Origin of the sequence: Pseudomonas taetrolens (assembly GCF_900475285.1) — a bacterium.
GTDB lineage: Bacteria > Pseudomonadota > Gammaproteobacteria > Pseudomonadales > Pseudomonadaceae > Aquipseudomonas > Aquipseudomonas taetrolens.
Genome location: NZ_LS483370.1, coordinates 4,354,966 through 4,381,763, shown reverse-complemented (window position 1 = coordinate 4,381,763; position 26,798 = coordinate 4,354,966). Strand labels below are relative to the sequence as shown.

22 protein-coding genes and 2 tRNA genes are annotated in these 26,798 nt (G+C 59.0%); 17 read left to right on the top strand and 7 right to left on the bottom strand.

Annotated elements, in window-relative coordinates; all coding sequences use genetic code 11:
• Positions 1-16 precede the first annotated feature (16 nt).
• On the bottom strand, positions 17-1,558 hold the full coding sequence (locus DQN55_RS20195) for an HDOD domain-containing protein (RefSeq protein ID WP_048382906.1): 1,542 nt from the start codon (positions 1,556-1,558) through the stop codon (positions 17-19).
• Positions 1,559-1,723: 165 nt separating this feature from the next.
• On the opposite strand from DQN55_RS20195, the gene motA reads away from it, so the two are divergent.
• Both motA and motB read left to right on the top strand, forming a co-directional pair.
• Positions 1,724-2,575, top strand: coding sequence for a flagellar motor stator protein MotA (motA, locus tag DQN55_RS20190; RefSeq protein ID WP_048382767.1), 852 nt, complete (start codon positions 1,724-1,726; stop codon positions 2,573-2,575).
• Positions 2,576-2,578: 3 nt separating this feature from the next.
• Complete coding sequence (gene motB / locus DQN55_RS20185; RefSeq protein WP_048382766.1) at positions 2,579-3,556, top strand: flagellar motor protein MotB; 978 nt, start codon at positions 2,579-2,581, stop codon at positions 3,554-3,556.
• 44 nt (positions 3,557-3,600) lie between these two features.
• On the opposite strand, the gene rsgA is transcribed toward motB, so the two are convergent.
• Complete coding sequence (rsgA, locus tag DQN55_RS20180) at positions 3,601-4,632, bottom strand: small ribosomal subunit biogenesis GTPase RsgA (RefSeq protein ID WP_048382764.1); 1,032 nt, start codon at positions 4,630-4,632, stop codon at positions 3,601-3,603.
• A 105-nt stretch (positions 4,633-4,737) separates the two neighbouring features.
• Here rsgA and orn point away from each other — a divergent pair, with 105 nt between their 5' ends.
• The gene (orn, locus tag DQN55_RS20175) at positions 4,738-5,280 is read left to right on the top strand and encodes an oligoribonuclease (RefSeq protein WP_048382763.1); all 543 of its coding nucleotides are present in this window, start codon (positions 4,738-4,740) and stop codon (positions 5,278-5,280) included.
• Positions 5,281-5,519: 239 nt separating this feature from the next.
• Positions 5,520-6,131, top strand: coding sequence for a trimeric intracellular cation channel family protein (locus tag DQN55_RS20170; protein ID WP_048382761.1), 612 nt, complete (start codon positions 5,520-5,522; stop codon positions 6,129-6,131).
• Positions 6,132-6,290: 159 nt separating this feature from the next.
• Here DQN55_RS20170 and queG read toward each other — a convergent pair whose 3' ends face one another.
• Positions 6,291-7,358, bottom strand: a complete 1,068-nt coding sequence (gene queG, locus DQN55_RS20165) for a tRNA epoxyqueuosine(34) reductase QueG (RefSeq protein ID WP_048382760.1) — start codon at positions 7,356-7,358, stop codon at positions 6,291-6,293.
• Positions 7,359-7,420: 62 nt separating this feature from the next.
• Between queG and DQN55_RS20160 the strand changes: the two genes are divergently transcribed.
• The 11 genes from DQN55_RS20160 to DQN55_RS20110 all read left to right on the top strand — a co-directional run bounded on the left by DQN55_RS20160 (position 7,421) and on the right by DQN55_RS20110 (position 19,743).
• Positions 7,421-8,281, top strand: coding sequence for an NAD(P)H-hydrate dehydratase (locus DQN55_RS20160; protein WP_048382759.1), 861 nt, complete (start codon positions 7,421-7,423; stop codon positions 8,279-8,281).
• Positions 8,269-8,739 carry a tRNA (adenosine(37)-N6)-threonylcarbamoyltransferase complex ATPase subunit type 1 TsaE gene (gene tsaE / locus DQN55_RS20155; RefSeq protein WP_048382758.1) on the top strand — a complete coding sequence of 157 codons (471 nt, stop codon included), beginning with the start codon at positions 8,269-8,271 and terminating at the stop codon, positions 8,737-8,739. The genes DQN55_RS20160 and tsaE overlap by 13 nt, the downstream gene beginning before the upstream one ends.
• A 2-nt stretch (positions 8,740-8,741) precedes the next feature.
• Complete coding sequence (locus tag DQN55_RS20150; RefSeq protein ID WP_197714167.1) at positions 8,742-10,172, top strand: N-acetylmuramoyl-L-alanine amidase; 1,431 nt, start codon at positions 8,742-8,744, stop codon at positions 10,170-10,172.
• The gene (gene mutL / locus DQN55_RS20145; RefSeq protein WP_048382757.1) at positions 10,169-12,088 is read left to right on the top strand and encodes a DNA mismatch repair endonuclease MutL; all 1,920 of its coding nucleotides are present in this window, start codon (positions 10,169-10,171) and stop codon (positions 12,086-12,088) included. Before DQN55_RS20150 ends, mutL begins: the two co-directional genes overlap by 4 nt.
• On the top strand, positions 12,088-13,068 hold the full coding sequence (gene miaA / locus DQN55_RS20140; RefSeq protein ID WP_048382756.1) for a tRNA (adenosine(37)-N6)-dimethylallyltransferase MiaA: 981 nt from the start codon (positions 12,088-12,090) through the stop codon (positions 13,066-13,068). Before mutL ends, miaA begins: the two co-directional genes overlap by 1 nt.
• 93 nt (positions 13,069-13,161) lie before the next feature.
• Entirely contained in the window at positions 13,162-13,422 is a 261-nt protein-coding gene (gene hfq, locus DQN55_RS20135; protein ID WP_003439025.1) for an RNA chaperone Hfq, read from the top strand.
• 12 nt (positions 13,423-13,434) lie between these two features.
• Complete coding sequence (gene hflX / locus DQN55_RS20130) at positions 13,435-14,736, top strand: ribosome rescue GTPase HflX (RefSeq protein ID WP_048382754.1); 1,302 nt, start codon at positions 13,435-13,437, stop codon at positions 14,734-14,736.
• Positions 14,737-14,832: 96 nt separating this feature from the next.
• The gene (gene hflK, locus DQN55_RS20125; RefSeq protein WP_048382753.1) at positions 14,833-16,005 is read left to right on the top strand and encodes an FtsH protease activity modulator HflK; all 1,173 of its coding nucleotides are present in this window, start codon (positions 14,833-14,835) and stop codon (positions 16,003-16,005) included.
• Positions 16,005-16,880 carry a protease modulator HflC gene (gene hflC / locus DQN55_RS20120; protein WP_048382752.1) on the top strand — a complete coding sequence of 292 codons (876 nt, stop codon included), beginning with the start codon at positions 16,005-16,007 and terminating at the stop codon, positions 16,878-16,880. The genes hflK and hflC overlap by 1 nt, the downstream gene beginning before the upstream one ends.
• A gap of 325 nt (positions 16,881-17,205) precedes the next feature.
• Positions 17,206-18,393 (top strand): ATP phosphoribosyltransferase regulatory subunit, encoded by a 1,188-nt coding sequence (locus DQN55_RS20115; RefSeq protein WP_048382751.1) that lies wholly within the window; start codon positions 17,206-17,208, stop codon positions 18,391-18,393.
• A 54-nt stretch (positions 18,394-18,447) separates the two neighbouring features.
• Positions 18,448-19,743, top strand: a complete 1,296-nt coding sequence (locus DQN55_RS20110; RefSeq protein ID WP_048382750.1) for an adenylosuccinate synthase — start codon at positions 18,448-18,450, stop codon at positions 19,741-19,743.
• A gap of 85 nt (positions 19,744-19,828) precedes the next feature.
• Here DQN55_RS20110 and DQN55_RS20105 read toward each other — a convergent pair whose 3' ends face one another.
• From DQN55_RS20105 to DQN55_RS20090, 4 genes are all read right to left on the bottom strand, one after another.
• Positions 19,829-21,382 (bottom strand): ABC transporter permease, encoded by a 1,554-nt coding sequence (locus tag DQN55_RS20105; protein ID WP_074703052.1) that lies wholly within the window; start codon positions 21,380-21,382, stop codon positions 19,829-19,831.
• A complete protein-coding gene (locus DQN55_RS20100; protein ID WP_048382748.1) occupies positions 21,382-22,407 on the bottom strand; it encodes an iron ABC transporter substrate-binding protein in 1,026 nt (341 codons plus the stop codon). The genes DQN55_RS20105 and DQN55_RS20100 overlap by 1 nt, the downstream gene beginning before the upstream one ends.
• Positions 22,408-22,689: 282 nt before the next feature.
• Positions 22,690-22,776: transfer RNA gene (locus DQN55_RS20095), tRNA-Leu, on the bottom strand.
• Positions 22,777-22,941: 165 nt separating this feature from the next.
• A tRNA-Leu gene (locus tag DQN55_RS20090) sits at positions 22,942-23,028 on the bottom strand.
• A 224-nt stretch (positions 23,029-23,252) separates the two neighbouring features.
• Between DQN55_RS20090 and rnr the strand changes: the two genes are divergently transcribed.
• Complete coding sequence (gene rnr / locus DQN55_RS20085) at positions 23,253-25,919, top strand: ribonuclease R (protein WP_048382747.1); 2,667 nt, start codon at positions 23,253-23,255, stop codon at positions 25,917-25,919.
• The gene (gene rlmB / locus DQN55_RS20080; protein ID WP_048382746.1) at positions 25,916-26,683 is read left to right on the top strand and encodes a 23S rRNA (guanosine(2251)-2'-O)-methyltransferase RlmB; all 768 of its coding nucleotides are present in this window, start codon (positions 25,916-25,918) and stop codon (positions 26,681-26,683) included. The genes rnr and rlmB overlap by 4 nt, the downstream gene beginning before the upstream one ends.
• Positions 26,684-26,798: the final 115 nt, after the last annotated feature.

The following is a 26,798-nucleotide window of genomic DNA, read 5'->3' as shown; positions in this document are numbered from 1 at the left end:
AATTGTAGCGCAAGCGTTAGCGCCCGCGAGCAGTAAAGCTGTTCAGCGCTTTCTCGATACATTGCGCTGTTTTACCAAAGGCTTGCACGCTGGTCTGTGAAAACGGACCGCCGCCCTGGTCAGCGACTATCAGCATCACCGTTCGGCCATGGTTGCTCAATGAGCGCAACAACAGGTGCTCCCCCGGGAAAAGGCTGCGCAGGCTATCGGGTAAAACGGCAGAAATCACCTTGTTATTTTCGGGTGTCAGGCGCACTTGGGCCGGGTGCTCCATCAACCGTTGCAGCGCGGTGCTTTGATTGATGGGCAGGCTCAGATCGAAGACTTCCTTGGGCAGCCCCGAGATTTGATGCACGCGCAGGGTGGATGAGGTCTTGTCGGCCATCAGCAACATTACCCGGCGCATGCCGCAGGCCATCAGGGCGTCGCAGGCGCAGGTGGTCAGGTGCATGGAGTTGCTGAACACGCTCGGTTCGGCCAGCAATTTTCCGCAGTGTTTGCGCCACAACGCCAGTGCTTCGGCCGAAGGTGGCGCGGCGGGCTGCAGCAGGCCCTGATTCGTGCGGCGCATGTCCCACGGCCAGAGCAGTGACTGTGCCGGGTGCCAGAGGTCGGGCAGCGCGTGATAGCGCCCGCTGCTCGCCGCGTTCTGATGCACTTGCTGTTGCAGTTCATCCAGAGGCATTTGCAGGTACAGGCTGGTCAGGTATTGCCAGCGCAGGTTATGCGGTGAGTCCCAGGCCTGTTGCGCGGACAGCGCCAGGCCGTTGGCCAGCAGCACGGTATGGGCGGGCTGACCCAGCCAGCGCCGCAGTGCCGGATTGGCGTCCAGGCGCTGCTGTTGGCGCAGGGGATTCTGGCTGTCACGGGCGATGTGCAGCACGCTGACCAGCGTGCGTTGTTCTTCGGTAATCACGGCATAGCCTTGCAGCACCCACTCGGGCAGTCGCCACAACACCGCCAGTGCCCGGCAGATTTCAAACAGGCGCACCCCGAACAGCCGCTGCTCAACCTTGCTGGCGCATTCGCCCTGATGAAACACTCGCCGTTCCCATTCATCAAGCTGTTGCGGGTGGGTCAGGGCCATGGCCCACAGTGGCGAGAGAAACAGCAGGCTGCCCCAGTAGATTTCGTGCCAGAGCCGTGCCAGACGATTGCCGAACAACCCGCTGGCTTGCTGCGCGGCGTGCTGGCTGATGAGTTGTATTTGCCGGAATGCCAAGGGCATTTCTTCAGCCGGTAAGGCCGGTAAACGCTCAAGCAGCGCCTGGGTGCGTTGCAGGCCGAGGCGGTTGATGGCCACTTCAAGGCTCTCGCTCGGCTCGCTCAGACTACCGTGGGCGTGGTAATTGGCCTCGCGGATCAGGCTTAGCGCCAGCGCCGGGCTGTCTTGCATGACCTCGGCAATTTCACGCAGGGAGCGTCGACTGTCGTTGAGTGCCTGGCAGACCAGTGTGTGGCTGTGCAGCGGGATCGGCAGGTTGACGGCGTCGAGGTGTTTGACCCAGGCATCGAGGGTAGAAGGCGTTGAGGGTACGGCGAGGGTTTCGTAGGTCATGATGGGAACGCAGTCATCATCCATTGTGTGCACGCCCTGACGGGGCAAATGGCTTTTCGCCGTTGCAAGCTATAGTCTGGCGCAGATTTGCCGATAAGGAGAAGAAGAGTTTTAGCGGCGCCGGACAATCATCTTGAACCTGACTCAATAAGTACCTTTATCCCTATGGCTAAAATTATCGGCATCATCGTCGTGTTCGCGAGCGTGCTCGGCGGTTACGTGCTTTCCCATGGCAAGATCGGGGCGCTGATTCAGCCATTCGAAGTCTTGATTATTGGCGGTGCGGCTTTCGGTGCGTTCCTGCAGGCGAACCCGGGCTACATGACCCTGCACGTGATCAAGAAATCCATCAGCATGTTCGGTTCGCGTTTTTCCCACGCGTTCTACCTTGAAGTGCTGGGCCTGGTTTACGACATTCTGAATAAAAGTCGTCGCGAAGGCATGATGGCCATCGAAGGCGATATCGAAGATGCAGCGGCCAGTCCGATCTTTGCCAAGTACCCGACCGTGCTTAAAGACGAACGCATGACGGCGTTTATCTGTGACTATCTGCGCATCATGTCGTCCGGCAACATGGCGCCCCATGAGCTTGAGGGGCTGTTCGACATGGAGCTGTACAACCTCAAGGAAGAGCTGGATCACCCGTCCCATGCGGTGACCGGTATTGCCGACGGCATGCCCGGGTTCGGTATCGTGGCCGCGGTGCTGGGGATTGTCGTGACCATGGCTTCGCTGGGTGAAGGCGATCAGGCCGCGATCGGCATGCACGTCGGTGCAGCCCTGGTGGGTACGTTCTTCGGGATCCTGGCCGCGTATGGCTTCTTCGGGCCGCTGGCGACTTCTCTGGCACACGATGCCAAGGAGGAGCTCAACATCTACGAATCGATCAAGGCCTCACTGGTGGCTTCCGCCTCGGGCATGCCGCCGTCGCTGGCGGTCGAATTCGGTCGCAAAGTGTTGTACCCCAAGCACCGGCCGAGTTTTTCCGAGCTGGAACAAGTGGTTCGCGGTCGCTGATTTATGGAGAACAATCAGCCAATCATCATCAAGCGCGTCAAGCGCTATGCCGCAGGCCATCACGGTGGTGCATGGAAAATCGCGTTCGCTGACTTCGCCACGGCGATGATGGCGTTTTTCCTGGTGATGTGGCTAATGACTGCGGCGACCCCAGAACAGAAAATCGCCATCGGCGGCTACTTCAAAGACCCGATCGGCTTCAGTGAGAGCGGCACGCCGTATGTGATCGACCTCGGCGGCACCCCCGAGCTGGCACCTGAAAAAACCCTTAACCCCGAACAAACGCTGCAGCCGCAACCGGACAAAGTGCCGCTCGATGCTTACCAGGCCGAAAGCGTGGCCGATCAGGTTGAGAAAGAGCGCCTCGAACTGTTGCTGCAAGAACTGCAGAACAAGGTTGAAGAAAACCCGGAGTTGCGCAAATTCAAGGATCAACTGCTGTTTGAAATCGCCCCGGACGGCCTGCGCATCCAGATCATGGATGCCGAGAGCCGGCCGATGTTTGATGTCGGCAGTGCGCGCCTGAAGCCGTATTTTGAAGACATTTTGCTGGCCCTGGCCGACACCATTAAAGCGGTGCCCAATAAAGTCAGTATCAGCGGCCATACCGATGCCGCGCCGTATGCCGGCAATGGTGATTTCGGCAACTGGGAGTTATCGGCCAATCGCGCCAATGCGGCGCGACGGGCGCTGGTGGCAGGCAGTTACCCAGAGGCACAGGTGGCGCGAGTCGTGGGGTATGCCTCGTCCCAATTGTTCAACAAAACCAACCCGCTGAGCCCGATCAACCGGCGCATCGACATTGTGGTGCTGACCAAAAAGGCCCAGCAGGCGATTGAAGGCGAGCAGGGCGCGCCCAAGGCCAAGGCTGAAACACCGACAACGCCGATTGATCCGATCGTATTGCCGGCCGACCAGCAGCCACCACCTGCCCATGAAGAGCGGAAAAAGCTGAATTTATTTGACGATAAGGCCCCGTAGTCCAGCAGGCGCGAGCGTGTTCGCGCCTGCTGGGCTTCTGCGGTTTAGTAGCTGCTTTCGGGCAGGCTGGCGATGATCGAGCGGTAGCTGTTCATGCGCTGCTGCTGTACGCGGCCATCTTCCAGAGCCATTAATAGTGCACAGCCCGGTTCGCGGTCGTGTTTGCAATCGCGGAAGCGGCAACGGCCGATCAGGTCGTTGAACTCGATAAACCCGGCTTCAACATCAGCCCGGCTCACGTGCCCCAGACCAAACTCGCGAATACCCGGGGAGTCGATCAGGTCGCCACCGCCCGGGAAGTGGAACAGCCGTGCGGTGGTCGTGGTGTGCGTGCCCTGCCCGGAAATCTCGGACAGCGGCCCGACCCGCAAGTTGACCTCTGGCAACAAGCTGTTGACCAGGGACGACTTGCCCACGCCGGACTGACCCACAAACACACTGATGTGCCCATCCAGCTGTGCTTGCAGTTGCTGCATGCCATTGCCGTGATGCGCCGACACTTCCAGCACCGGGTACCCCAGCTGTCGATAAACACCTAGCAACGCATTAAGCGCCGGGGCATTTTGATCGTCGATCAGGTCGGCTTTGTTGAGCAGCAATAGCGGGCGGATCCCGGCGTGCTCGGCAGCCACCAGATAACGGTCGATCAGGTTGGCATGGGGCTCGGGCATTGGCGCGAAGACAATCACAATCATATCGACGTTGGCAGCGACCGGCTTGAGCTGGCCACGGCTGTCCGGACGGCACAGCTCGGTTTTACGCGGCAGCTGGGCGACGATTACCCCGATGCCCTGATTGCCGGCGCGCCATACAACGGTGTCGCCGGTGACCAGTGCGGGCAGGTTGGCGCGCAGGTGGCAACGGAACATCTGGCCTTTCAGTTCGCCTTCCTGGGCTTCGACTTCGACTTGTACGCCAAAGTGCGCGATGACCAGGCCGAGCTGCTCGGGGCCCAGATCGCCGCCCTCAAGCGCCTCAACGGCACTGGATTCACGTTTGGCGGCGCGTGCAGCGCGCTCGCCCTGGATCTTTTCGATGCGCCAATTCTGACGACGATTGAGCTGGCGTTTGGCCATGGGTGTTCCGTGTTGATAAAGCGATAAGGAGATGAAACGCCGCCGAGTTTAGCACGTGGGCCGCACGCCTAAGCTAAACTGCGCGACTAAGCCCGGGAGCCCTTTATGAACAACGCGCAGAACCTGATCTGGATCGACTTGGAAATGACCGGTCTGGACCCTGACAACGACGTCATTATCGAAATGGCCACCATTGTCACCGACAGCAACCTCAACACCCTTGCCGAAGGCCCGGTCATTGCCATCCACCACAGCGATGAAGTGCTGGCCCGCATGGACGAATGGAACACCCGCACCCACGGCGGCAGCGGTCTGACCCAGCGCGTCAAGGACAGCACCACCAGCATGGCCGAGGCCGAGGCGCAAACCATTGCCTTCCTTGAGCAATGGGTGCCAAAAGGCAAGTCACCGATCTGCGGCAACAGCATCTGCCAGGACCGGCGTTTCCTGTACACCCACATGAAAACCCTCGAAAGCTACTTCCACTACCGCAACCTGGACGTGTCGACCCTCAAGGAGCTGGTTGCCCGCTGGGCTCCGGAAGTTCGCGACAGCCTGGTCAAAAAAGGGACGCACCTGGCGCTGGATGACATTCGCGAGTCGATCGCCGAGCTGCAGCACTACCGTAAGCACTTCATCAAGTTCTAACGCGGTAAGCGCACTTTCCAGGCGCTGTCGAGATACGAGGCTGCGTCCGGCGGCGCAGCCCTCGTGAAATCAGGCAAGCGATGTGCCGGATTTACCCTGTACTCAGGTTTACGATTGCTTGGCAATCGGACGTAACTTTCGGCAGCGGCTACGGGATCGTTGCAAACCTTCAGCGTCGCCCCCTTTTGGTGCTGGCGCCAACTGAGTAGACTGCGCGCCTTATCGCAAGGATCGCTGCCATGTTGCTGATGCTCTATTTAGTTGCCATTACCGCAGAAGCCATGACCGGCGCGCTGTCAGCCGGGCGTCGAGGCATGGACTGGTTCGGGGTGGTGCTGATTGCGTGTGTCACGGCGCTGGGCGGCGGTTCAGTACGCGATGTGTTGCTGGGGCATTACCCGCTGACGTGGGTGAAGCACCCGGAATACCTGGTGCTGACGACCTTTGCCGCGCTGGTGACGATCTTTATCGCGCCACTGATGCGCCATTTGCGCTCGCTGTTTTTGGTGCTCGATGCACTGGGGCTGGTGGCGTTTACGCTGATTGGCTGCATGACTGCCCTGGAAATGGGCCAAGGCATGCTGGTGGCTTCGGTCAGCGGGGTCATTACCGGTGTGTTCGGCGGCATCTTGCGAGACATCTTTTGCAACGATATCCCATTGATCTTTCGCCGTGAACTCTATGCCAGCGTGTCCTTCGCTGCCGCGTGGTGCTTCCTGCTCTGCACCTGGCTTGAAATGCCCAACGAACAGGCGATTCTCGTCACCTTGTTCGGCGGCCTGCTGCTGCGCTTGCTGGCGATCCGCTTCAACTGGGAAATGCCCAAGTTCGTCTACAACGACGAGCACTAGGCCTTCGGTAGCGGCCTACAGAATGTCTCCAAATCTGTAGCCGTTGACGAGCTCCGCGAGGCTACGGTCGAGGGCGGAGTCCTCGGTACCCATGGCGTACTTCGATGCACGACGGCTATCTAGCCGGACGCAGCCTCGTTGCGTGGACAACAGCTGTCTTCAGGCCCGCTCAGCGTGTTGCTTCAATGCCCATGCCACATGTTCCTGCACCAGCTGCGAGGGATATTCACGGCGGGCCTTCAAGGCTTCCAGCACCGGAATGCTCGACGGTGCATTGCCCAGGCCCACCGCCAAATTGCGCAGCCAGCGCTCATAACCGGCCCGGCGCAGGGGAGAGCCTTCGGTGCTGCTCAGGAACTTGTCTTCATCCCACATAAACAGTTCGGCCAGTTCGGCGTTGTCCAGGTTATGTCGCGGCTTGAAGTCACCTTCTGTTGTGGGGCGGGCGAAACGGTTCCAGGGGCAGACGATCTGGCAGTCATCGCAGCCAAATACCCGATTACCAATCAGTGGGCGCAGGTCCTCGGGGATAGCAGTTTTAAGCTCGATGGTCAGGTATGAGATGCAGCGCCGGGCATCCAGCACATAGGGCCCGACAAACGCATTGGTTGGGCAAATGTCCAGGCACGCCGTGCAGCGCCCGCAATGTTCAGTCTCGTGGGGCGGGTCTTCGGGCAGCGGCAAGTCGACAAACAGCTCACTCAGAAAGAAGTAGCTGCCCGCCTTGCGATTGAGCACCAGGGTGTTTTTGCCGATCCAGCCCAGGCCGGCTTTTTGCGCGATGGCTTTTTCCAGGACGGGGGCACTGTCGACGAACGCACGAAAGCCGAAAGGGCCGATGGCCGCCTGAATGCGGTCGGCGAGCTGTTGCACGCGTTTACGGATCAGCTTGTGATAATCGCGGCCCAAGGCGTAGCGCGACACGTAGGCTTTTTCGGGTTGGGCGAGCAATTGCGCCATGTGGGTGTCTCCGGGCAGGTAATCCATACGCAGGGAAACCACCCGCAACGTGCCGGGAACCAACTCTTCGGGATGTGAGCGTTTGCTGCCATGGGCGCCCATGTATTCCATGTCGCCGTGGTAGCCGGCGGCGAGCCAGCGCTCCAGATGCTGTTCGTGTTCGCCCAGATCGAGGCCGGCAATGGCGACTTGTTGGAAGCCCAGCTCACGGCCCCATTCCTTGATGGACTGAGCAAGTGCGGGGAGGTCGACAGTAATAGCAGGCATGAGGCAAGAGAAACCGGGGCTGAGATGCGTATAATTCTGCCAGACATCGGAGTCCAACACGCATGCCGCAGACCAAACACCTGTTTCCCGAGCCCACGCCGCTTCATGCAGAGACTCTGCCGCGCCTGCCTGCGCGTACAACCAGTGCCCACAAGGGCCAGTTCGGGCATGTGCTGTTGATCGGTGGCGACAGGGGGTTCGGCGGCGCCATTACCCTGAGTGCACAGGCTGCATTGCGCTGTGGCGCGGGCCTGGTGTCGCTGGCGACCCGGCCCGAGCACGTGCCTGCAGCCTTGACCCGCTTGCCCGAAGTCATGGCCTTGGGCGTGTCGTCGGCCAATCAGCTGATGGACGTGCTGGCACACGCGTCGGTGTTGGTGGTCGGGCCGGGCTTGGGGCAGGCCGCATGGGGGCGCAGCCTGTTGTCGGCAGCGGTCCAGGTAAAAATGCCGCAGGTCTGGGATGCCGATGCGCTGAATCTGTTGTCCAACGCTGACTTTAAGCTAACGTCAGGTTCAGTGATCACTCCGCACCCTGGCGAAGCCGCGCGTTTGCTCGGTATCAGTACGAGCCAGGTGCAGGGCGACCGCCCGGCTGCGGCACGGGCCCTGGTTAAAAAATACTCAGTGGCGTGCGTTCTCAAAGGGGCAGGCAGTTTGATTTCCGATGTGGATGGCCGTTTGGCCCTGTGTGATCACGGGCATCCGGCGATGGCCACGGCCGGTTTGGGGGATGTGCTGGCAGGCGTGATCGGCGCGCTGCTGGCTCAAGGCATGAGCGCGTTTGATGCCGCGTGCCTGGCGGTGTGGCTGCATGCCCGTGCCGGGGAGCAACAAGGATCAATGGGCCGTGGGCTGGCGGCCAGTGATTTGATTCCAGTCATTCGTCAGTTGTTGGAGGAGCAAGCACCGTGTCTGAATTAACACTGCCACTGGCTGATGAAGAAGCCATGGTCGCATTTGGCGGGCAGTTGGCTCGCGTCACTCAAGGGCGGGGGGTGATTTTCCTTGAAGGGGATCTGGGCGCCGGTAAAACGACCCTGTCGCGGGGCATTATTCGCGGCCTTGGGCATGTTGGCGCAGTAAAAAGTCCTACATTTACCTTGGTAGAGCCCTATGAGATCGGTGAGGTCCGGGCCTTTCACTTTGATCTCTATCGCCTGGAAGATCCTGAAGAGCTGGAATTCATGGGCATCCGGGATTATTTCGATGGCGATACATTGTGTCTGATTGAATGGCCTCAAAAAGGTGCAGGCTTTTTGCCAAAGCCTGACCTGACCATTACCATTAGCCCCCTTGATGCCGGGCGCTCGCTGAAGTTGTCGGCCCAGGGTTCGCGTGGCGAGTCCTGGTGTGAGACTTTGGCATTGGAATTCAAATAATGATGGGGTTTGGTATGCGCTTTCGCGCGTTAGTGAGTGTCGTTGGTCTGTTGCTCAGTGTCATGGCGGTGAATGCCGTTGCGGCAACTCAGGTGAAAAGCGTGCGTTTGTGGCGCGCACCGGACAACACGCGATTAGTATTTGACCTCACGGGCCCCGTGCAACACAGCGTCTTTACGCTGACGGCACCTGATCGTCTGGTGATCGATATCAATGGCGCGACCCTGGCCGGCGCATTGAATGTGCCGATGGCCAACACGCCCATTACCAGCATGCGCTCGGCACAGCGCACGCCTCAGGATTTGCGTGTGGTCATCGACCTGAAGCAGTCCGTGACCCCGAAGAGTTTTACCCTGCCGCCAAACGCGCAGTACGGCAACCGCCTGGTGGTCGACCTCTATGACCAGGGCGCCGACCTGACGCCAAGCCTGCCGCCCACCAACGTGGCTAAAGTGCCGGTGGTGCCGGTCACCCCGACTCAGCCGGAAGTGAAGCTGACCCCCGTTCCTGTGCCGAAGGGCAAGCGCAACGTGGTGGTGGTGATTGATGCCGGTCACGGTGGCGAAGACCCGGGGGCTTCGGGCTCGGCCGGCCAGCGCGAAAAAGACGTGGTGTTGGCGATTGCCAAAGAACTGCAGCGTCAAATCAACGGCATGAAAGGCTTCAAGGCCGAACTGACCCGTACCGGCGACTACTTTATTCCGCTGCGCGGTCGTACCGAAATCGCCCGCAAGAAGGGCGCCGATCTGTTTGTGTCGATTCACGCAGACGCCGCACCGTCCAGGGCCGCATTCGGCGCCTCGGTGTTTGCCTTGTCTGAACGGGGTGCTACCTCCGAGACCGCCCGTTGGCTGGCAGACAGTGAAAACCGTTCCGACTTGATCGGCGGTGCTGGCAACGTCAGCCTCGATGACAAGGACCGGATGCTGGCGGGCGTGTTGCTCGACCTGTCGATGACCGCTTCGCTGACTTCCAGTCTGAACGTTGGCCAAAAGGTCTTGAGCAACATTGGCCGCGTGACCCCCTTGCACAAGCGCCGCGTGGAACAAGCCGGATTCATGGTGCTCAAGTCGCCGGACATTCCGTCGATCCTGGTCGAGACCGGCTTCATCTCCAATGCCAACGAGGCATCCAAGCTGTCTTCGTCCAATCACCAGCAAGCGCTGGCGCGTTCGATCAGCAGTGGCGTACGCCAGTTCTTCCAGCAAAACCCGCCGCCGGGCACGTATATCGCCTGGTTGCGCGACACAGGCAAAATCGCCCAGAGCGCCCGGGAACACACGGTTCGCCCCGGCGAAACCCTGGCGATGATCGCTGTGCGCTATCAAGTGGGCGTGGCCAGCTTGCGTTCCAGCAACAGCTTGAAAACTGACGAACTGAAAATCGGCCAGACCCTGAATATCCCTGTCGCTGAGTTGGTAACCCGCCAATGAGTGATGAGGCGTTGAACAGTAGCGCGCGGATCGAACTGCTCAGTCCACGGCTGGCTAACCAGATTGCAGCGGGCGAGGTGGTCGAGCGTCCCGCTTCGGTGATTAAAGAGTTGCTGGAAAACAGCCTCGACTCGGGCGCCAAGCGTATCGATGTGGATGTTGAACAAGCAGGTATCAAGCTGCTGCGAGTGCGTGATGATGGTAGCGGTATCTCCAGCGACGACTTGCCGCTGGCGTTGGCGCGTCACGCCACCAGCAAGATTCGTGACCTCGAAGACCTTGAGCGGGTGATGAGCCTGGGGTTTCGTGGCGAGGCACTGGCGTCGATCAGCTCGGTAGCCCGTCTCACGCTGACCTCGCGAACCCGTGGCGCAGATCAGGCGTGGCAGGTTGAAACCGAAGGCCGCGACATGGCGCCCCGCGTACAACCGGCAGCGCATCCGGTCGGCACTTCCGTGGAAGTGCGCGATCTGTTTTTCAATACCCCGGCGCGACGCAAGTTTCTTAAAACCGAAAAAACTGAGTTCGATCACCTGCAAGAAGTGATCAAACGCTTGGCGCTGGCCCGCTTCGATGTGGCGTTCAACCTGCGCCATAACGGCAAAACCATCCTCAATCTGCATGAAGCCCATGACGACACCGCCCGTGCGCGGCGTGTGGCTGCTGTGTGTGGTTCGGCATTCCTGGAGCAGGCACTGCCGATCGAGATTGAGCGCAATGGGTTGCATTTGTGGGGCTGGGTCGGTTTGCCGACCTTTTCCCGCAGCCAGGCCGACTTGCAGTACTTCTATGTGAATGGTCGTGCGGTGCGCGACAAACTGGTGGCTCACGCCGTACGCCAGGCCTATCGCGATGTGCTGTTCAATGGCCGGCATCCGACGTTCGTGCTGTTTTTTGAAGTCGACCCTTCGGTGGTCGATGTCAACGTGCACCCGACCAAGCACGAAGTGCGTTTCCGTGACGGGCGCATGGTTCACGACTTTTTGTACGGCACCTTGCACCGTGCCCTGGGTGACGTGCGTCCAGAGGATCAATTGGCCGCGCCTGCACCGGTTCCCGGTGCCGAGCGCCCGACCGGCCTCGATGCCGGGGAATTCGGCCCTCAGGGTGAAATGCGTCTGGCCGCGCATCTGCTGGAGCAGCCGCAAGCGGCTCCTGTGCAGTCGCAGTCTGCGCCGGGCTCGGGTGTTGGAGCCGGTTACCAGTATCAATACCGGCCGCAGTCTTCCACCCCTTCAGTATCCGTCAGCGAGGCGAAAAACGCCTATCGCGAATTCTTTGCGCCCTTGCCTGAGGCAAACGCAGCGCCGCTGCCTGAGGGGCAGGGTGATATACCGCCGCTGGGCTTTGCCCTGGCGCAGCTCAAGGGTATCTACATTCTTTCTGAAAACGCCCAGGGCCTGGTGCTGGTGGATATGCATGCCGCGCATGAGCGCATCATGTATGAACGCCTGAAAATCGCCATGGCCAGCGAAGGCCTGAGCGGGCAGCCGCTGCTGGTGCCAGAGTCGATTGCAGTCAGCCAGCGCGAAGCCGATTGCGCTGAAGAGCATGGCGAATGGTTCCAGCGCCTTGGCTTCGAGTTGCAGCGCCTGGGTCCCGAAACCCTGGCGATCCGTCAGATTCCGGCCTTGCTCAAGCAGGCCGAGGCTCAGCGCCTGGTGCACGATGTGTTGGCAGACTTGATGGAATACGGCACCAGTGACCGGATCCAGGCCCACCTCAATGAGTTGCTCGGCACGATGGCTTGCCACGGTGCGATCCGGGCCAATCGTCGATTGGCCATCCCGGAAATGAACGGCTTGTTGCGTGACATGGAAAACACCGAGCGCAGCGGTCAGTGCAATCATGGTCGTCCGACCTGGACCCAAATGGGCCTGGACGACTTGGACAAACTCTTTTTGCGCGGTCGCTGATGACAGGTTCCAACGTTTTACCCCCCGCCATTTTTTTGATGGGGCCAACTGCTGCGGGTAAAACCGATCTGGCGATCGAGCTGAGCAAAGTCTTGCCGTGCGAGTTGATCAGTGTCGACTCGGCATTGGTGTATCGCGGCATGGACATTGGCACGGCCAAGCCGTCCAAGGACATTCTGGCTCGGCACCCGCACCAATTGATCGATATTATCGATCCGGCCGACAGCTATTCGGCAGCCGACTTTCGCCGTGATGCGCTGCAGGCCATGGCCGAGATCACCGCGCGCGGAAATATTCCGCTGCTGGTGGGCGGCACCATGCTCTATTACAAGGCGCTGAGTGAAGGCCTGGCGGACATGCCGGCTGCCGACGCCGAGGTGCGTGCCGAGCTTGAAGAGGAGGCCCGGCGCCTGGGCTGGCAAGCCCTGCACGACCAGTTGGCGGCGATAGATCCCGAGTCGGCGGCACGTATCCATCCCAATGATCCACAGCGTCTGACCCGTGCGCTAGAGGTTTATCGGGTCAGCGGTATGAGCATGACAGCCCACCGGCAAAAACAATCTGAAGAAACGACTAAAGCAGCGGCTTCTGGACAGGGACAATTGCCCTATACTGTCGCGAATCTGGCCATCGCTCCGGCGAATCGTCAGGTATTGCATGAACGAATTGCACAAAGATTCGGGCAGATGCTGGAACAGGGGTTCATTGACGAGGTCCTAGCACTGCGCAGCAGAAGTGACTTGCATTCAGGTTTGCCGTCTATACGTGCTGTAGGCTATCGGCAAGTCTGGGATTACCTCGACGGCAAACTGACGGCAGCCGAGATGCAGGAGCGCGGCATCATTGCTACGCGCCAATTGGCAAAGCGTCAGTTCACCTGGTTGCGCAGCTGGAGTGATCTCCATTGGCTGGACAGCCTGGACTGCGACAATCTGCCACGAGCCTTGAAATACCTGGGATCGGTCTCCATATTGAGCTGAGTCTCAGGAAATGCCGTCTATCCTATGGATGTGGCGTCATCAGCCATCTAATTTTTGTTTCTATTTTTATTTATCCTTACAGGAGTGCGGCATATGTCAAAAGGGCATTCGCTACAAGACCCTTACTTGAATACTTTGCGTAAAGAGAAGGTTGGCGTTTCCATCTACTTGGTCAACGGGATCAAGCTGCAGGGGACCATCGAATCTTTCGATCAGTTCGTTATTCTGCTGAAAAACACTGTTAGCCAAATGGTTTACAAACACGCTATCTCGACAGTAGTACCAGTTCGCCCAATTCGTTTGCCTAGCGCAGCTGAATCGGAACTGGCAGATGCTGAACCAGGTAACGCCTGATAGGAGTCTGCTTTGTTCTTTGAGCGCCACGGTGGTGGTGAGCGAGCGATCCTCGTTCACTTGGAAGGTCAGGACCCTGAGGCGCGCGAAGATCCGCAGGAGTTCCAGGAGTTAGCTGTATCGGCCGGCGCCGAGACCGTCGCGTTTTTTAACGTGCCGCGTCATCGGCCATCGGCCAAGTACCTGATTGGCAGTGGCAAGGTCGAGGAGCTACGCGACCTGGTCAAGGCCGAGAAGGTCGATATTGTGATTTTCAATCACGTCCTCACGCCCAGTCAGGAGCGAAATCTCGAACGTGTTTTCGAGTGTCGCGTGCTTGACCGTACAGGGCTGATTCTCGATATCTTCGCTCAGCGCGCCCGCACCCATGAAGGCAAGCTCCAGGTCGAACTGGCCCAGCTTGACCACATGAGCACGCGTCTCGTACGCGGCTGGACCCACCTTGAGCGTCAGGGTGGCGGCATTGGCATGCGCGGGCCGGGTGAGACCCAGCTCGAAACCGACCGCCGTCTGTTGCGCGTGCGTATCAGCCAGATCAAGGCCCGCCTGAAAAAAGTCCGCAGTCAACGCGAGCAGTCCCGTAGAGGGCGTCAACGCGCCGACATTCCTACGGTGTCGCTGGTGGGCTATACCAACGCCGGTAAATCCACGCTGTTCAACGCGGTCACCGGTTCAGACGTTTTTGCCGCCGACCAATTGTTCGCCACGCTCGACCCGACCTTGCGCCGCCTCGATCTGGGCGACCTGGGGCCGATTGTTCTGGCCGATACCGTGGGCTTTATTCGTCACCTTCCGCACAAGCTAGTTGAAGCTTTCCGGTCTACGCTCGAAGAGTCGAGCAATTCCGATTTGCTGCTGCATGTGATCGACGCGCACGAACCTGAACGCATGGCGCAGATCGAGCAGGTGATGGTGGTGCTGGGCGAGATTGGTGCCCAGGACTTGCCGATCCTTGAGGTCTACAACAAAATCGATTTGCTTGAAGGCGTCGAGCCGCAGATTCAGCGCGATGCCGACGGCAAACCGCAGCGGGTCTGGTTGTCGGCCCGCGACGGTCAAGGGTTGGAGTTGCTTGAGCAAGCCATCGCCGAGTTGCTGGGCAATGATTTGTTCGTTGGGACCTTGCGCTTGGAGCAGCGTTTTGCTCGACTGCGTGCACAGTTCTTTGAATTGGGTGTTGTGCAAAAAGAAGAGCATGACGATGAGGGGGCCAGTCTGTTGGACGTGCGCCTGCCGCGATCCGAGCTCAACCGCTTGGTCAGCCGCGAAGGGATGCAGCCGCTGGAATTCATCGAAGAACACACTTTGCAATAAAAGCCTCGCAAAGCGGCTGTGCCGCTGTGATAGGCATTCTGTAGCATTGGTCGGCGCGCCGTGGGCGCGTCTTTGCTTTATCAGATGGAGAGCGCTATGGCTTGGAATGAGCCGGGTGGCAACTCGAACAATCAAGATCCTTGGGGTGGCAAACGCCCGAATAATGGCGGCCGCAAGGGACCACCGGATCTCGACGAGGCCTTCCGCAAGCTGCAGGAAAGCCTGAATGGGTTGTTCGGTAGTGGAAAGAAACGTGGTGGCAGCGAAGGCGGATCGGGCGGCAAGGGCGCCGGTTTCGGTCTGCTCGGCATCGGCCTGGTCGTATTGGCTGCGGCATGGCTGTACAGCGCGGTCTATGTGGTCGATGAGCAGGAGCAAGCCGTTGTGCTGCGCCTGGGCAAGTACTACGACACTGTCGGGCCGGGCCTGAACATCTACTTCCCGCCGTTCGACAAAAAGTACCTGGAGAACGTGACGCGTGAGCGTGCCTACTCCAAGCAGGGCCAGATGCTCACTGAAGACGAAAACATCGTCGAAGTGCCACTGACCGTGCAGTACAAGATCAGCAACCTGCGCGACTTCGTGCTTAACGTTGATCAGCCGGAAATCAGCCTGCAGCAGGCGACCGAAAGTGCCCTGCGCCATGTCGTGGGTTCCACGGCAATGGACCAGGTCCTGACCGAAGGTCGTGAGCAGATGGCGGTTGAGATCAAAGAGCGCTTGCAGCGTTTCCTTGATACCTACAAGACCGGTATCACCGTGACCCAGGTGAACGTACAGAGCGCAGCAGCACCGCGTGAAGTGCAGGAAGCCTTTGATGACGTGATTCGCGCCCGTGAAGACGAGCAGCGTGCCCGCAACCAGGCAGAAAGCTACGCCAATGGCGTGGTGCCGGAAGCGCGTGGTCAGGCTCAGCGCATCATCGAAAACGCCAACGGCTATCGTGATGAAGTGATCTCTCGCGCCAAGGGTGAAGCAGACCGCTTTACCAAGCTGGTGGCCGAGTATCGCAAAAACCCTGAAGTGACCCGGGACCGTCTGTACCTCGACACCATGCAGGAAGTCTTCAGCAACACCAGCAAGGTGCTCGTGACCGGTAACAAGGACGGCCAGAACAACCTGCTTTACTTGCCGCTGGACAAAATGATCGAAGGCCGTAGTGGCAGCACGCCGGCAACGGGTTCGGCCGCAGCAGCGGGTAATAACGATGCTGGCTCGAACGCCAAAACAGATCTGCCGCCGCAAGCGCGTACCAGGGAGAGTCGCTGATGAGCAATAAATCGCTGGTCGCCCTTATTGTGGCCGTTGTCGTGGCGATCGTTGCCTGGAACAGCTTCTACATCGTCTCGCAAACCGAGCGTGCGGTACTGCTGCGTTTCGGTCGTGTGGTTGAGACCGATGTCCAGCCGGGCCTGCATGTGAAGATTCCTTACGTTAACCAGGTGCGCAAGTTCGACGCCCGCCTGATGACGCTGGATGCTCCGACGCAGCGTTTCCTGACGCTGGAAAAGAAAGCCGTAATGGTTGATGCCTTCGCCAAGTGGCGCGTGAAAGATGCCGAGCGCTTCTACACCGCTACATCGGGTCTCAAGCAGATTGCTGACGAGCGTTTGTCGCGTCGTCTGGAATCCGGCCTGCGTGACCAGTTCGGCAAGCGCACCTTGCACGAGGTTGTGTCCGGTGAGCGTGATGCGCTGATGGCTGACCTGACGGCTTCGTTGAACAGAATGGCCGAGAAAGAACTGGGTATCGAAGTGATCGATGTCCGGGTCAAGGCCATCGACCTGCCGAAGGAAGTTAACCGCAGCGTGTTCGAGCGCATGAGCAGTGAGCGTGAGCGTGAAGCTCGTGAGCACCGCGCCAAGGGTAACGAGCTGGCCGAAGGTATTCGTGCTGACGCCGATCGTCAAAGCCGTGTGCTGTTGGCTGAGGCGTATCGTGAGTCCGAAGAGTCTCGCGGTGACGGTGATGCCCAGGCTGCTGCAATCTACTCCAAGGCTTACAGCCAGGATCAAGAGTTCTACAAGTTCTATCGCAGCCTGCGCGCTTACCGCGAAAGCTTTGCGAACAAGAGCGATGTCCTGGTTCTGGATCCAAGCAGCGATTTCTTCCGCTACCTGGAAAAATCCAAGCCTTCGCAATAACAAGGGCCATGCCTTGGGTTGTATGCCTGCGGGCAGCAATCCAGGGCATGAGTTCACTCCGCTGGGCGGGCAAATTGTCTGGCGGGGTGATCCTTTGAGAAAACGTGTGTATGATACGGCAGCCGGGAAATTCCCGGCTTTTTTGCGTCTGCATGTTTGATTGACCGAGCGGCTGTTACAGCGTCGGCAGATTTTTCGAGGAATGTTGCTGCGTAAGCCCGTCGTTTTGGGCTTTTTTGCTGTGCGCGTTCAAGACGCAGCCACGTTCTGCTTTACTCAAGGCTCGCCTGCTGGCTGGCCGCCCGGATCATAGGGGAATGGTGTAATGGCAACGGTAGACCGCTGGCTCTTGCCAGATGGCATCGAAGAAGTACTTCCGCCCGAGGCTGCCCGCATTGAAGTTGCGCGGCGTCAGGTGCTGGATCTGTTCCAGAGCTGGGGCTATGAGTTCGTCGTCACCCCGCATATCGAATACCTGGAGTCTCTGCTGACAGGGGCTGGCCAGGACCTCGACTTGCGGACCTTCAAGGTTATTGACCCGCAAACGGGTCGCCAGATGGGTTTTCGTGCCGACATCACGCCGCAAGTGGCGCGCATCGATGCGCATACACTGCGTCGTGAAGGGCCGAGCCGTCTGTGCTACGCCGGCAGTGTGCTGCATGCCCAGCCCCGAGCGTTGTCATCCTCGCGCAGCCCGATTCAACTGGGTGCCGAGTTGTATGGCGATGCCAGCCCGAGCAGCGACGTTGAAGTCATCAGCCTGATGCTGGCGATGCTGCAACTGGCCGATGTTCCGGATGTGCACATGGATCTGGGGCACGTAGGTATTTATCGCGGGCTGGCCCGTGCGGCCAACCTGTCGGTTGAAGTGGAACAACAATTGTTCGACGCCCTGCAACGCAAGGCGATCGACGAAGTAACGGCCTTGACCGAAGGTTTGCCGGCTGATTTGGCGGGCATGCTGCAGGCATTGGTTAATTTGTGTGGTGGCCGTGAGGTACTGGCTGCTGCGCGTGAGCGACTGGCCAAGGCTCCGGCCCCGGTGCTGGCTGCTCTGGACGATCTGCTGGCGATTGCCGAGCGGTTGTCTGTGCGTTTCCCGCTGTTGCCGCTGTATTTTGACCTGGGTGAGTTGCGTGGTTATCACTACCACACAGGTGTGGTGTTTGCGGTTTTTGTACCGGGCGTTGGGGACTCCATCGCTCAGGGCGGTCGTTATGATGATATCGGCGCTGACTTCGGTCGCGCCCGTCCCGCTACCGGCTTCTCGACCGATTTGAAAACCCTGGTGACCCTGGGGCGTGCTGAAGTCGAGCTACCGTCTGGTGGTATCTGGATGCCTGACAGCACGGATGCGGCACTCTGGCAGCAGGTTTGCCAGCTTCGCAGTGAAGGTCAGCGTGTGGTTCAGGCGTTGCCTGGGCAGCTACAGGCCGCCGCCCGTGATGCGGACTGCGACCGCCAATTGATTCTGCAGAATGGCTTGTGGCAAGTAGTGCCGCTGGCTTCTTGAGTTTTCCTGCCGGCGGCTGCCGGCACCAAGTTTGCGCGAATGAGGACAAGTGTTATGGGTAAGAATGTCGTAGTCCTGGGCACCCAATGGGGTGATGAGGGCAAAGGCAAGATCGTTGATCTGCTGACCGAACATGCTGCCGCTGTAGTGCGCTACCAAGGTGGCCACAACGCTGGCCACACCTTGGTGATCGACGGCGAAAAAACCGTTCTGCACCTGATTCCGTCGGGCGTTCTGCGCGAAGGCGTGCAGTGCCTGATCGGCAACGGTGTCGTGGTTGCTCCCGACGCGTTGCTGCGTGAAATCATCAAGCTGGAAGAGAAAGGCGTACCGGTGCGCGAGCGCCTGCGTATCAGTCCGTCTTGCCCGCTGATCCTGTCGTTCCACGTCGCGCTGGACCAGGCCCGTGAAAAGGCCCGTGGCGAGCTGAAGATCGGTACTACCGGTCGCGGCATCGGCCCGGCGTACGAAGACAAAGTAGCCCGTCGTGGCCTGCGTGTTGGCGATCTGCTGAACATGCCGCGCTTTGAAGCCAAGCTGCGTGAACTGGTGGAATACCACAACTTCATGCTGGTCGGGTTCTACAAAGAACCAGCCATCGACTTCGACAAGACCCTGGCCGAGTGCAAGGAATACGCTGAGCTGCTCAAGCCGTTGATGCTGGACGTCACTGCTGAGCTGCACGGCCTGCGTCGCGCTGGCAAGGACATCATGTTCGAAGGTGCCCAGGGCTCGTTGCTGGACATCGATCACGGTACCTACCCGTACGTGACCAGCTCCAACACCACGGCTGGCGGCGTAGCCACCGGTTCGGGCGTTGGCCCGATGTTCCTGGATTACATCCTGGGCATCACCAAGGCATACACCACGCGCGTAGGTTCGGGTCCTTTCCCGACTGAGCTGTTCGACGACGTCGGCGCTCACCTGGCCAAGCAGGGTCATGAGTTCGGTGCTACCACCGGGCGTGCCCGTCGTTGTGGCTGGTTCGACGCTGTTATCCTGCGTCGCGCTATCGATGTGAACAGCATCTCGGGTATCTGCCTGACCAAGCTGGACGTACTCGACGGTCTGGAAACCATCAACATTTGCGTCGGCTACAAAGATGCAAACGGTGCTGTGCTGGTTGACGCACCGACTGATGCTGACAGCTACGAAGGCCTTGAGCCTGTGTACGAGTCGGTGCCGGGCTGGACCGAGTCGACCGTGGGTGCCAAGACCCTGGAAGAGCTGCCAGAAAACGCGCGTGCTTACATCAAGCGCGTTGAAGCGTTGATCGGCGCGCCGATCGACATCATCTCGACCGGTCCGGACCGCAACGAAACCATCGTTCTGCGTCATCCGTTCGCTTAAAGCGTCGCAGATGTAAAACAAAGGGCCCTTCGGGGCCCTTTGTCGTTTGGTGCTGTTTGCAAAGCCGTTGCGGCAACAGATCGTCTCAGCGGCTCAAGTACATCTTCGTCGTCAGTAAATACACCGGTAACCCCGACACCAGAATCAATAGCGCCGCATAGGGTGCAGCTGCGGCGAATTCGACGTTTGAGGTGTGGGCCCAGACTTGCGTGGCCAGAGTGTTAAGTCCGGTCGGGCTGAGCAGCAAGGTCGCGGTCAGTTCCTTCATGGCGTCCAGGAACACCAGCGCAAAGGCGGCGCCCAGGGCTGGGAAGATGATCGGCAGGGTCACCCGGCAAAACGCAGAGAACGACGAGGCTCCCAAGGTGCGTGCGGCTTCTTCAAGTTGTGGCGCGGCCTTGTTCAGTGCGGTACGGATCGGTGCCTGAGCCAATGGCAAAAACAACAAGGCGTAGGCAATCAGCAGCAGGGCAGAGGTTTGATACAGCGCCGGTACGTAGTGCAGGGCGAAATACACCAATGCCAATGCGATGACCAGGCCGGGCAGTGCATGCAGCAAATACGGCAGGCGTTCGGCCCAGATCGCCAGCTGCCCTTTGTAGCGCACCACCAGCAAGCCCACCGGAACCGCCAGCACCAGGCACAGTGCGGCGCCGCCTAGAGCCAGTGACAAGGACGAAAGCAGCGCTTCGGCAATGGCTGCCACCGGAAATGCCGCCGAGCTGCCTTTGACTAGCCAGTACGCCAGCATGCCCAGGGGGATGCCGCTGCCGATAACGGCCAGAGCCAGGCAATACAGCTGGCCCACTACGGCAAATTTGCCCAGGCGCACCTGTTCGGCATGCCGTGCGGCGCCCTGGCCGATGCGGATGTGTCGGCCTTTGCCGCGTACTTTCAATTCCAGCCATAACAGGCTCAGGCACATTACCAGCAGCACCGCCGAGAGCATGGCTGCGTTGGCGTTGCTGAACTCCAGTTCGAACTGTTGGTAAATCGCGGTGGTGAAGGTTTGCAGGCCAATGATCGACAGCGCACCGAACTCCACCAGCATGTGCAGGGCAATCAGTAGAGAGCCGGCCAGCAGCGAGGGCCAAAGCAGCGGCAAGGTGATCCGGAAAAACACCCCCCAGCGGCTCTGTCCCAGTGTACGGGCCGATTCTTCCAGGGCTGGGTCCAGGTTGCGCAGGGTGGCTGCGACCGGCAGGAAAATCAGCGGGTACTTGGACAGGCTCATGACCAGAATGGCTCCGCCCAGGCCCTCGAAGCTCGAGCTGAGCGAGACCCAGGTAAAGCTGCTGACGAACGCAGGGACGGCAAACGGCAAGCACAGGATCACGCCCCACAGGCGTCGTCCCGGCAGGTTGCTGCGCTCCAGCAACCAGGCCAGCGTAAGCCCGAGCAGTGCGCAGGTCACGGTGACGCCGACCATCAGCATCAATGTGTTGCGCATCAAGCCAAAGACATAAGGCCGCCACAACAGGTTCACCGCTTGTGCCCAGCCGGCCTCCCAGGTTTTGCTGCCGACATACCACAATGGCAACAGGCTTAAGCCCACCAGCAGTGCGACAGGCAGCAATAGCCAGATCGAAGGTCGTTTGCGTTTAGGGATAAAGCGTGCGGATTGAGTGGCGGACAGCATCAGAGCAAGCCAACGTCGCGTTCGAGCTCCAGCGCTTCTTCAGCATTGCCCAGGTCGGTCGGCGTCACTTTGGGTGGCTGCAGCTCTTCAAACGGTTTAAGGCCGCGATCCGAGACCATGCCTTTACGCATCGGGTATTCCGCCGAAGTGTTGGTGATCACGCGCTGACCTTCTTCGCTGGCCATGAATGCCAGCAGTTGTTGCGCTTCTTTCGGGTGTTTGCTGGATTTCAGCGCGGCTGCGCTGGACACGGTAATCAGGCCGCCGGCATCGCCATCGGTGAAGTAGTGCAGTTTGGAGTCCAGCTTGCCTTTTTCTTTCTCCAGGGCAAACCAGTAGTAGTTGTTCACCAGTACGCTGGCCACTTCGCCATTTTCGACTGCTTTCAGGGCAACCATGTTGTTGGTGTAGGTTTTGCCGAACGCCCGCAGCCCTGTCAGCCATTCTTCGGCGGCCTCACGTCCGTGAAGCTTGATGATGGCCACCGCCTGCTCCTGGAATGCGCCGCTGGTAGGTACAAAACCCACCTTGCCTTGCCATTCAGGGTCAGCGAAATCCAGTACCGACTTGGGCAGCTCTTCTTCCTTGATCAGTTTGGGGTTGAATGCCACCACGCGGGTACGTGCCGTTACGCCCATCCAGGTGCCATTGGCGCCTACGTATTCCTTGGGCAGCACATCAAGTGTGCTGGCGTCGATCTTGGCCAAAAAACCCTGCTCGCCCAGATTGTTCAGGGGAGGGGATTCTTCGGTGTAGATCACGTCCGCCGGGGAGCGGTCGCCTTCCTCGACAATCTGGCTGGCCAGTTGGTTGCTGCTGCCTTTGCGCACGTTGACGTGAATGCCAGTCTTGGCTTCGAAGGCTGCGGCGAGGTTGTCGCCGACTTCCTTGTGTTGACCGTTGTACAGCGTCAGAGACACAGGATCGGCAGCGTAGGTGGAGGGAGCGGTCAGGGTCAGACCAAGAGCGGCGATGGACAAGCCGCGCACAAGCCATGTCGCAAGCTGGGTATTTCGGAGCATCATTCGCTGGGTTCCTCGCTTGGGTACTACAAAACTTGTAACAATAATAAACGATATTGTTTCTCAAGTGCGATTGACCCAGCGTCGAATTGTGCAAGTGCGACGAACTGTGATGCCCGTGGAGGGGAGGGTTTACAGCGTGTTGCCGAAAGCTGCGAGAGGAAGTGGTGCATGCAGCCTGGACGGCTGGCGGAAGGTATTTCTGGTGGCGGCGCATCGGAAACTAAAAAGCCCGCTGTCGCGGGCTTTTTGAGTGGTTTACAGCGTGAATCTGCAAACCTGAATTGGTGCCCAGAAGAAGACTCGAACTTCCACGACCTTGCGGTCACCAGCACCTGAAGCTGGCGTGTCTACCAATTTCACCATCTGGGCAGTATCAGCAACGTTGCCGCTGTTGATGTGGCGCACTATACGGATAGCTTTTAAATCTGTAAACCCCTGTTTTAGTTTTAATAAATCAGTGGCTTAGAATGCAAAAACCCGCTTTCGCGGGTTTTTGTGTGAGGCTGGAGATTGTACTAATCTCCATCTCTAAATTGGTGCCCAGAAGAAGACTCGAACTTCCACGACCTTGCGGTCACCAGCACCTGAAGCTGGCGTGTCTACCAATTTCACCATCTGGGCAGCATCTTCAACGTTGCCGTTGTCGATGGCGCGCACTATACGGATACCCCTTTGACCTGTAAAGCGTTGTGAATAAAAATATCCAAAATATTTCGCGAACGGTGGGTGGGCAGCAGCAAAGCGCGTCAGAAAGGGCTAATACGGCATTGAGTGAGCCTGAAATTTCCCGTTTCAATACGCGTATGCCAAACTAACCCGCATATAGACAAGGTGAAAACTATCTAATGGCCGATTGGCAGACCCTCGATCCCGAGGCCGCACGTGAAGCGGAAAAATACGATAACCCTATCCCTAGCCGCGAGCTGATCCTTCAGCATCTGGCCGAGCGTGGTTCGCCGGCTGCTCGTGAGCAGTTGGTAGAAGAGTTCGGTCTGACTACTGAAGACCAGATAGAGGCCCTGCGTCGTCGCCTGCGTGCTATGGAGCGCGATGCCCAGCTGATTTACACCCGTCGGGGCACTTATGCGCCGGTGGACAAGCTCGACCTGATTCTCGGTCGCATCAGCGGTCACCGCGACGGCTTTGGCTTCCTGATCCCGGATGACGGCAGCGACGACCTGTTCATGAGTCCGTCGCAAATGCGCCTGGTGTTCGATGGCGACCGTGCGCTGGCCCGTGTTTCGGGTCTTGATCGTCGTGGTCGCCGTGAAGGCGTGATTGTGGAAGTGGTCTCGCGTGCTCACGAAACCATCGTGGGTCGCTACTTCGAAGAAGGTGGCATTGGCTTTGTAGTGGCCGATAACCCGAAAATCCAGCAGGAAGTGCTGGTAACGCCGGGTCGCAACGCTGGCGCCAAGGTAGGTCAGTTCGTTGAAGTGAAGATCACTCACTGGCCGACGCCGCGCTTCCAGCCGCAAGGCGATGTGCTCGAAGTGGTGGGCAACTACATGGCGCCAGGCATGGAAATCGACATTGCCCTGCGCACCTACGATATTCCGCACGTCTGGCCGGAAGCCGTGCTCAAGGAAGCCGCCAAACTCAAGCCGGAAGTCGAGGAAAAGGACAAAGAGAAGCGCATCGACCTGCGTCATCTGCCGTTCGTCACCATTGACGGCGAAGATGCTCGGGACTTCGATGATGCGGTTTACTGCGAAGCCAAGCCGGGCAAGCTGCGACTGTTCTCGGGTGGCTGGAAGTTGTACGTGGCGATTGCCGATGTCTCCAGCTACGTGAAAATCGGTTCGGCGCTGGATGCCGAATCACAGGTTCGTGGTAACTCGGTGTACTTCCCTGAGCGCGTGATCCCGATGCTGCCGGAGCAGCTATCCAACGGGTTGTGCTCCTTGAACCCGAAAGTCGATCGTTTGGCGATGGTTTGTGAAATGACCCTCTCCAAGACCGGCGAAATGACGGACTACCAGTTCTACGAAGCGGTGATCCATTCTCAGGCGCGTCTGACCTACAACAAAGTCAGCACCATCCTGGAACAGCCGAAAACCAGCGAAGCCAAGCAGCTGCGCGGCGAATACGCTGATGTTGTGCCGCACCTCAAGCAGCTTTACTCGCTGTACAAGGTTCTGCTGGCTGCCCGTCATACCCGTGGCGCGATTGATTTTGAAACGCAGGAAACCCGGATCATCTTCGGTTCCGAGCGCAAAATTGCTGAAATTCGCCCGACGACGCGTAATGACGCTCACAAGCTGATTGAAGAATGCATGCTGGCGGCCAACGTGGCCACCGCCGAATTCCTCAAAAAGCACGAAATTCCTGCACTCTATCGTGTGCATGATGGTCCGCCGCCTGAGCGTCTGGAAAAACTGCGCGCCTTCCTGGGTGAGCTGGGTCTGTCCTTGCACAAAGGCAAGGATGGTCCATCGCCGAAGGATTATCAGGCGTTGCTGGCCAGCATCAAGGATCGTCCGGACTTCCACCTGATCCAGACCGTCATGCTGCGTTCGTTGAGTCAGGCAGTGTACAGCGCTGATAACCAGGGCCACTTCGGTCTGAATTATGAAGCCTATACCCACTTCACCTCGCCGATTCGCCGCTACCCGGACTTGCTCACGCACCGGGCGATTCGTAGCGTAATCCATTCCAAAATGGACACCCCGCACGTTCGTCGTGCGGGTGCGATGACGATCCCCAAGGCGCGTATCTATCCGTACGACGAGGCCATTCTGGAGCAGCTCGGCGAGCAGTGTTCCATGAGTGAGCGTCGTGCGGACGAAGCAACGCGTGACGTGACCAATTGGCTCAAATGCGAGTTCATGAAGGATCGCGTTGGCGAATCGTTCCCGGGCGTGGTGACTGCGGTGACGGGTTTCGGCCTGTTCGTCGAATTGACGGACATCTACGTCGAAGGTCTGGTTCACGTAACCGCCTTGCCAGGTGACTACTACCACTTCGACCCTGTGCATCACCGCTTGGCGGGCGAGCGCACCGGTCGTAGCTTCCGCTTGGGCGACACGGTTGAAGTGCGCGTGATGCGTGTTGATCTCGATGAGCGCAAAATCGACTTCGAAATGGCTGAGAAAACCCTCAGTGCGCCGATCGGTCGTAAAAACCGTGGCACTGAAAAGCCGGCGGCCAAGACCAAGCCGGCTGGCAAGCCAAGCAGCTACGAGACTGAAAAGCCTGCGGAGCCTGCGAAAACCAGCCGTCGTGCGCCAGCGAAGAAAACGACTAAAGGCTCTGATGACGTCTATCGCTCAAGCGATGCGGCGGCAAAGAATGCCGAGCTGCGCAAAAGCCGTGAATTGAAGCAGGCGTTGTTGGCCGAATCGAAAAGCGGCGGTCGGACATCGGAGCCGGGAAAGTCGGGGAGGGTGGCGCCTGCTAAAGATGCAGGCAAGCCTTCCAAGCCGAGCAAACATCGTAAAGGCCCGCCAAAAACGGGCACCGCTCCTGCTGCCAAAAGCGGCGGGGCGCGCAAACCTAAGGCCAAACCATGAGTCAGTTGGAAAAAATCTACGGCATTCACGCTGTAGAGGCGTTGCTGCGTCACCACCCAAAACGCGTCAAGCAAGTGTGGCTGGCTGAGGGTCGTAGCGACCCTCGCGTGCAGACCTTGATTGCGCTGGCTGACGAAAGCCGGGTTCCGGTGGGTAACGCCGAACGTCGCGAAATGGACGTTTGGGTCGAAGGCGTGCACCAGGGTGTCGTGGCAGATGTCAGTCCGAGCCAGGTGTGGGGCGAGGCCATGCTCAATGAGCTGCTGGATCGCACCGAAGGTGCTCCACTGATTCTGGTGCTGGATGGCGTGACGGATCCGCACAATCTGGGGGCCTGCTTGCGTACCGCCGATGCGGCTGGCGCGCTGGCCGTTATCGTACCGAAGGACAAGTCAGCAACCCTGACCCCGACTGTACGAAAAGTGGCTTGCGGCGCGGCAGAGGTTATTCCGTTGGTCGCAGTCACCAACCTGGCTGCCACGCTGAAGAAGCTTCAGCAGCGCGGTTTGTGGATCGTCGGCACGGCTGGCGAAGCCGAGCAGGAGCTGTACGAGCAAGACCTGACCGGCCCGACTATCCTGATCATGGGTGCAGAAGGCAAAGGCATGCGCCGCCTGACCCGTGAGCACTGCGATTACCTGGTGCGGCTGCCAATGGCTGGTAGCGTCAGCAGCCTGAACGTTTCCGTGGCTACCGGCGTGTGCCTGTTCGAAGCCCTGCGCCAGCGCAGCGTCAAGGCAGCGTCTTCCTCCAAGAAGAAGTAACGCCATCTGTAGCCATTGCCGAGGACTGCGATAAGGGCCGAAGGCCCTTCAAGGGCGGGGTCGCTTCGCATCTGCGGCAGCGGCTACAGTGTTTGTGGTGATTGTGAGGCAGGAT

Excerpts from the sequence above, each read along its gene's own strand:
- DQN55_RS20115 (WP_048382751.1), top strand. The coding sequence starts at position 17,206 with ATGGCAACGGTAGACCGCTGGCTCTTGCCAGATGGCATCGAAGAAGTA.
- rlmB (WP_048382746.1), top strand. The coding sequence starts at position 25,916 with ATGAGTCAGTTGGAAAAAATCTACGGCATTCACGCTGTAGAGGCGTTG.
- DQN55_RS20150 (WP_197714167.1), top strand. The coding sequence starts at position 8,742 with ATGGGGTTTGGTATGCGCTTTCGCGCGTTAGTGAGTGTCGTTGGTCTG.
- orn (WP_048382763.1), top strand. The coding sequence starts at position 4,738 with ATGAACAACGCGCAGAACCTGATCTGGATCGACTTGGAAATGACCGGT.
- hflC (WP_048382752.1), top strand. The coding sequence starts at position 16,005 with ATGAGCAATAAATCGCTGGTCGCCCTTATTGTGGCCGTTGTCGTGGCG.
- DQN55_RS20195 (WP_048382906.1), bottom strand. The coding sequence starts at position 1,558 with ATGACCTACGAAACCCTCGCCGTACCCTCAACGCCTTCTACCCTCGAT.
- queG (WP_048382760.1), bottom strand. The coding sequence starts at position 7,358 with ATGCCTGCTATTACTGTCGACCTCCCCGCACTTGCTCAGTCCATCAAG.
- DQN55_RS20105 (WP_074703052.1), bottom strand. The coding sequence starts at position 21,382 with ATGCTGTCCGCCACTCAATCCGCACGCTTTATCCCTAAACGCAAACGA.
- DQN55_RS20100 (WP_048382748.1), bottom strand. The coding sequence starts at position 22,407 with ATGATGCTCCGAAATACCCAGCTTGCGACATGGCTTGTGCGCGGCTTG.
- DQN55_RS20110 (WP_048382750.1), top strand. The coding sequence starts at position 18,448 with ATGGGTAAGAATGTCGTAGTCCTGGGCACCCAATGGGGTGATGAGGGC.
- rnr (WP_048382747.1), top strand. The coding sequence starts at position 23,253 with ATGGCCGATTGGCAGACCCTCGATCCCGAGGCCGCACGTGAAGCGGAA.
- motA (WP_048382767.1), top strand. The coding sequence starts at position 1,724 with ATGGCTAAAATTATCGGCATCATCGTCGTGTTCGCGAGCGTGCTCGGC.
- hfq (WP_003439025.1), top strand. The coding sequence starts at position 13,162 with ATGTCAAAAGGGCATTCGCTACAAGACCCTTACTTGAATACTTTGCGT.
- miaA (WP_048382756.1), top strand. The coding sequence starts at position 12,088 with ATGACAGGTTCCAACGTTTTACCCCCCGCCATTTTTTTGATGGGGCCA.
- motB (WP_048382766.1), top strand. The coding sequence starts at position 2,579 with ATGGAGAACAATCAGCCAATCATCATCAAGCGCGTCAAGCGCTATGCC.
- DQN55_RS20160 (WP_048382759.1), top strand. The coding sequence starts at position 7,421 with ATGCCGCAGACCAAACACCTGTTTCCCGAGCCCACGCCGCTTCATGCA.
- hflK (WP_048382753.1), top strand. The coding sequence starts at position 14,833 with ATGGCTTGGAATGAGCCGGGTGGCAACTCGAACAATCAAGATCCTTGG.
- mutL (WP_048382757.1), top strand. The coding sequence starts at position 10,169 with ATGAGTGATGAGGCGTTGAACAGTAGCGCGCGGATCGAACTGCTCAGT.
- DQN55_RS20170 (WP_048382761.1), top strand. The coding sequence starts at position 5,520 with ATGTTGCTGATGCTCTATTTAGTTGCCATTACCGCAGAAGCCATGACC.
- rsgA (WP_048382764.1), bottom strand. The coding sequence starts at position 4,632 with ATGGCCAAACGCCAGCTCAATCGTCGTCAGAATTGGCGCATCGAAAAG.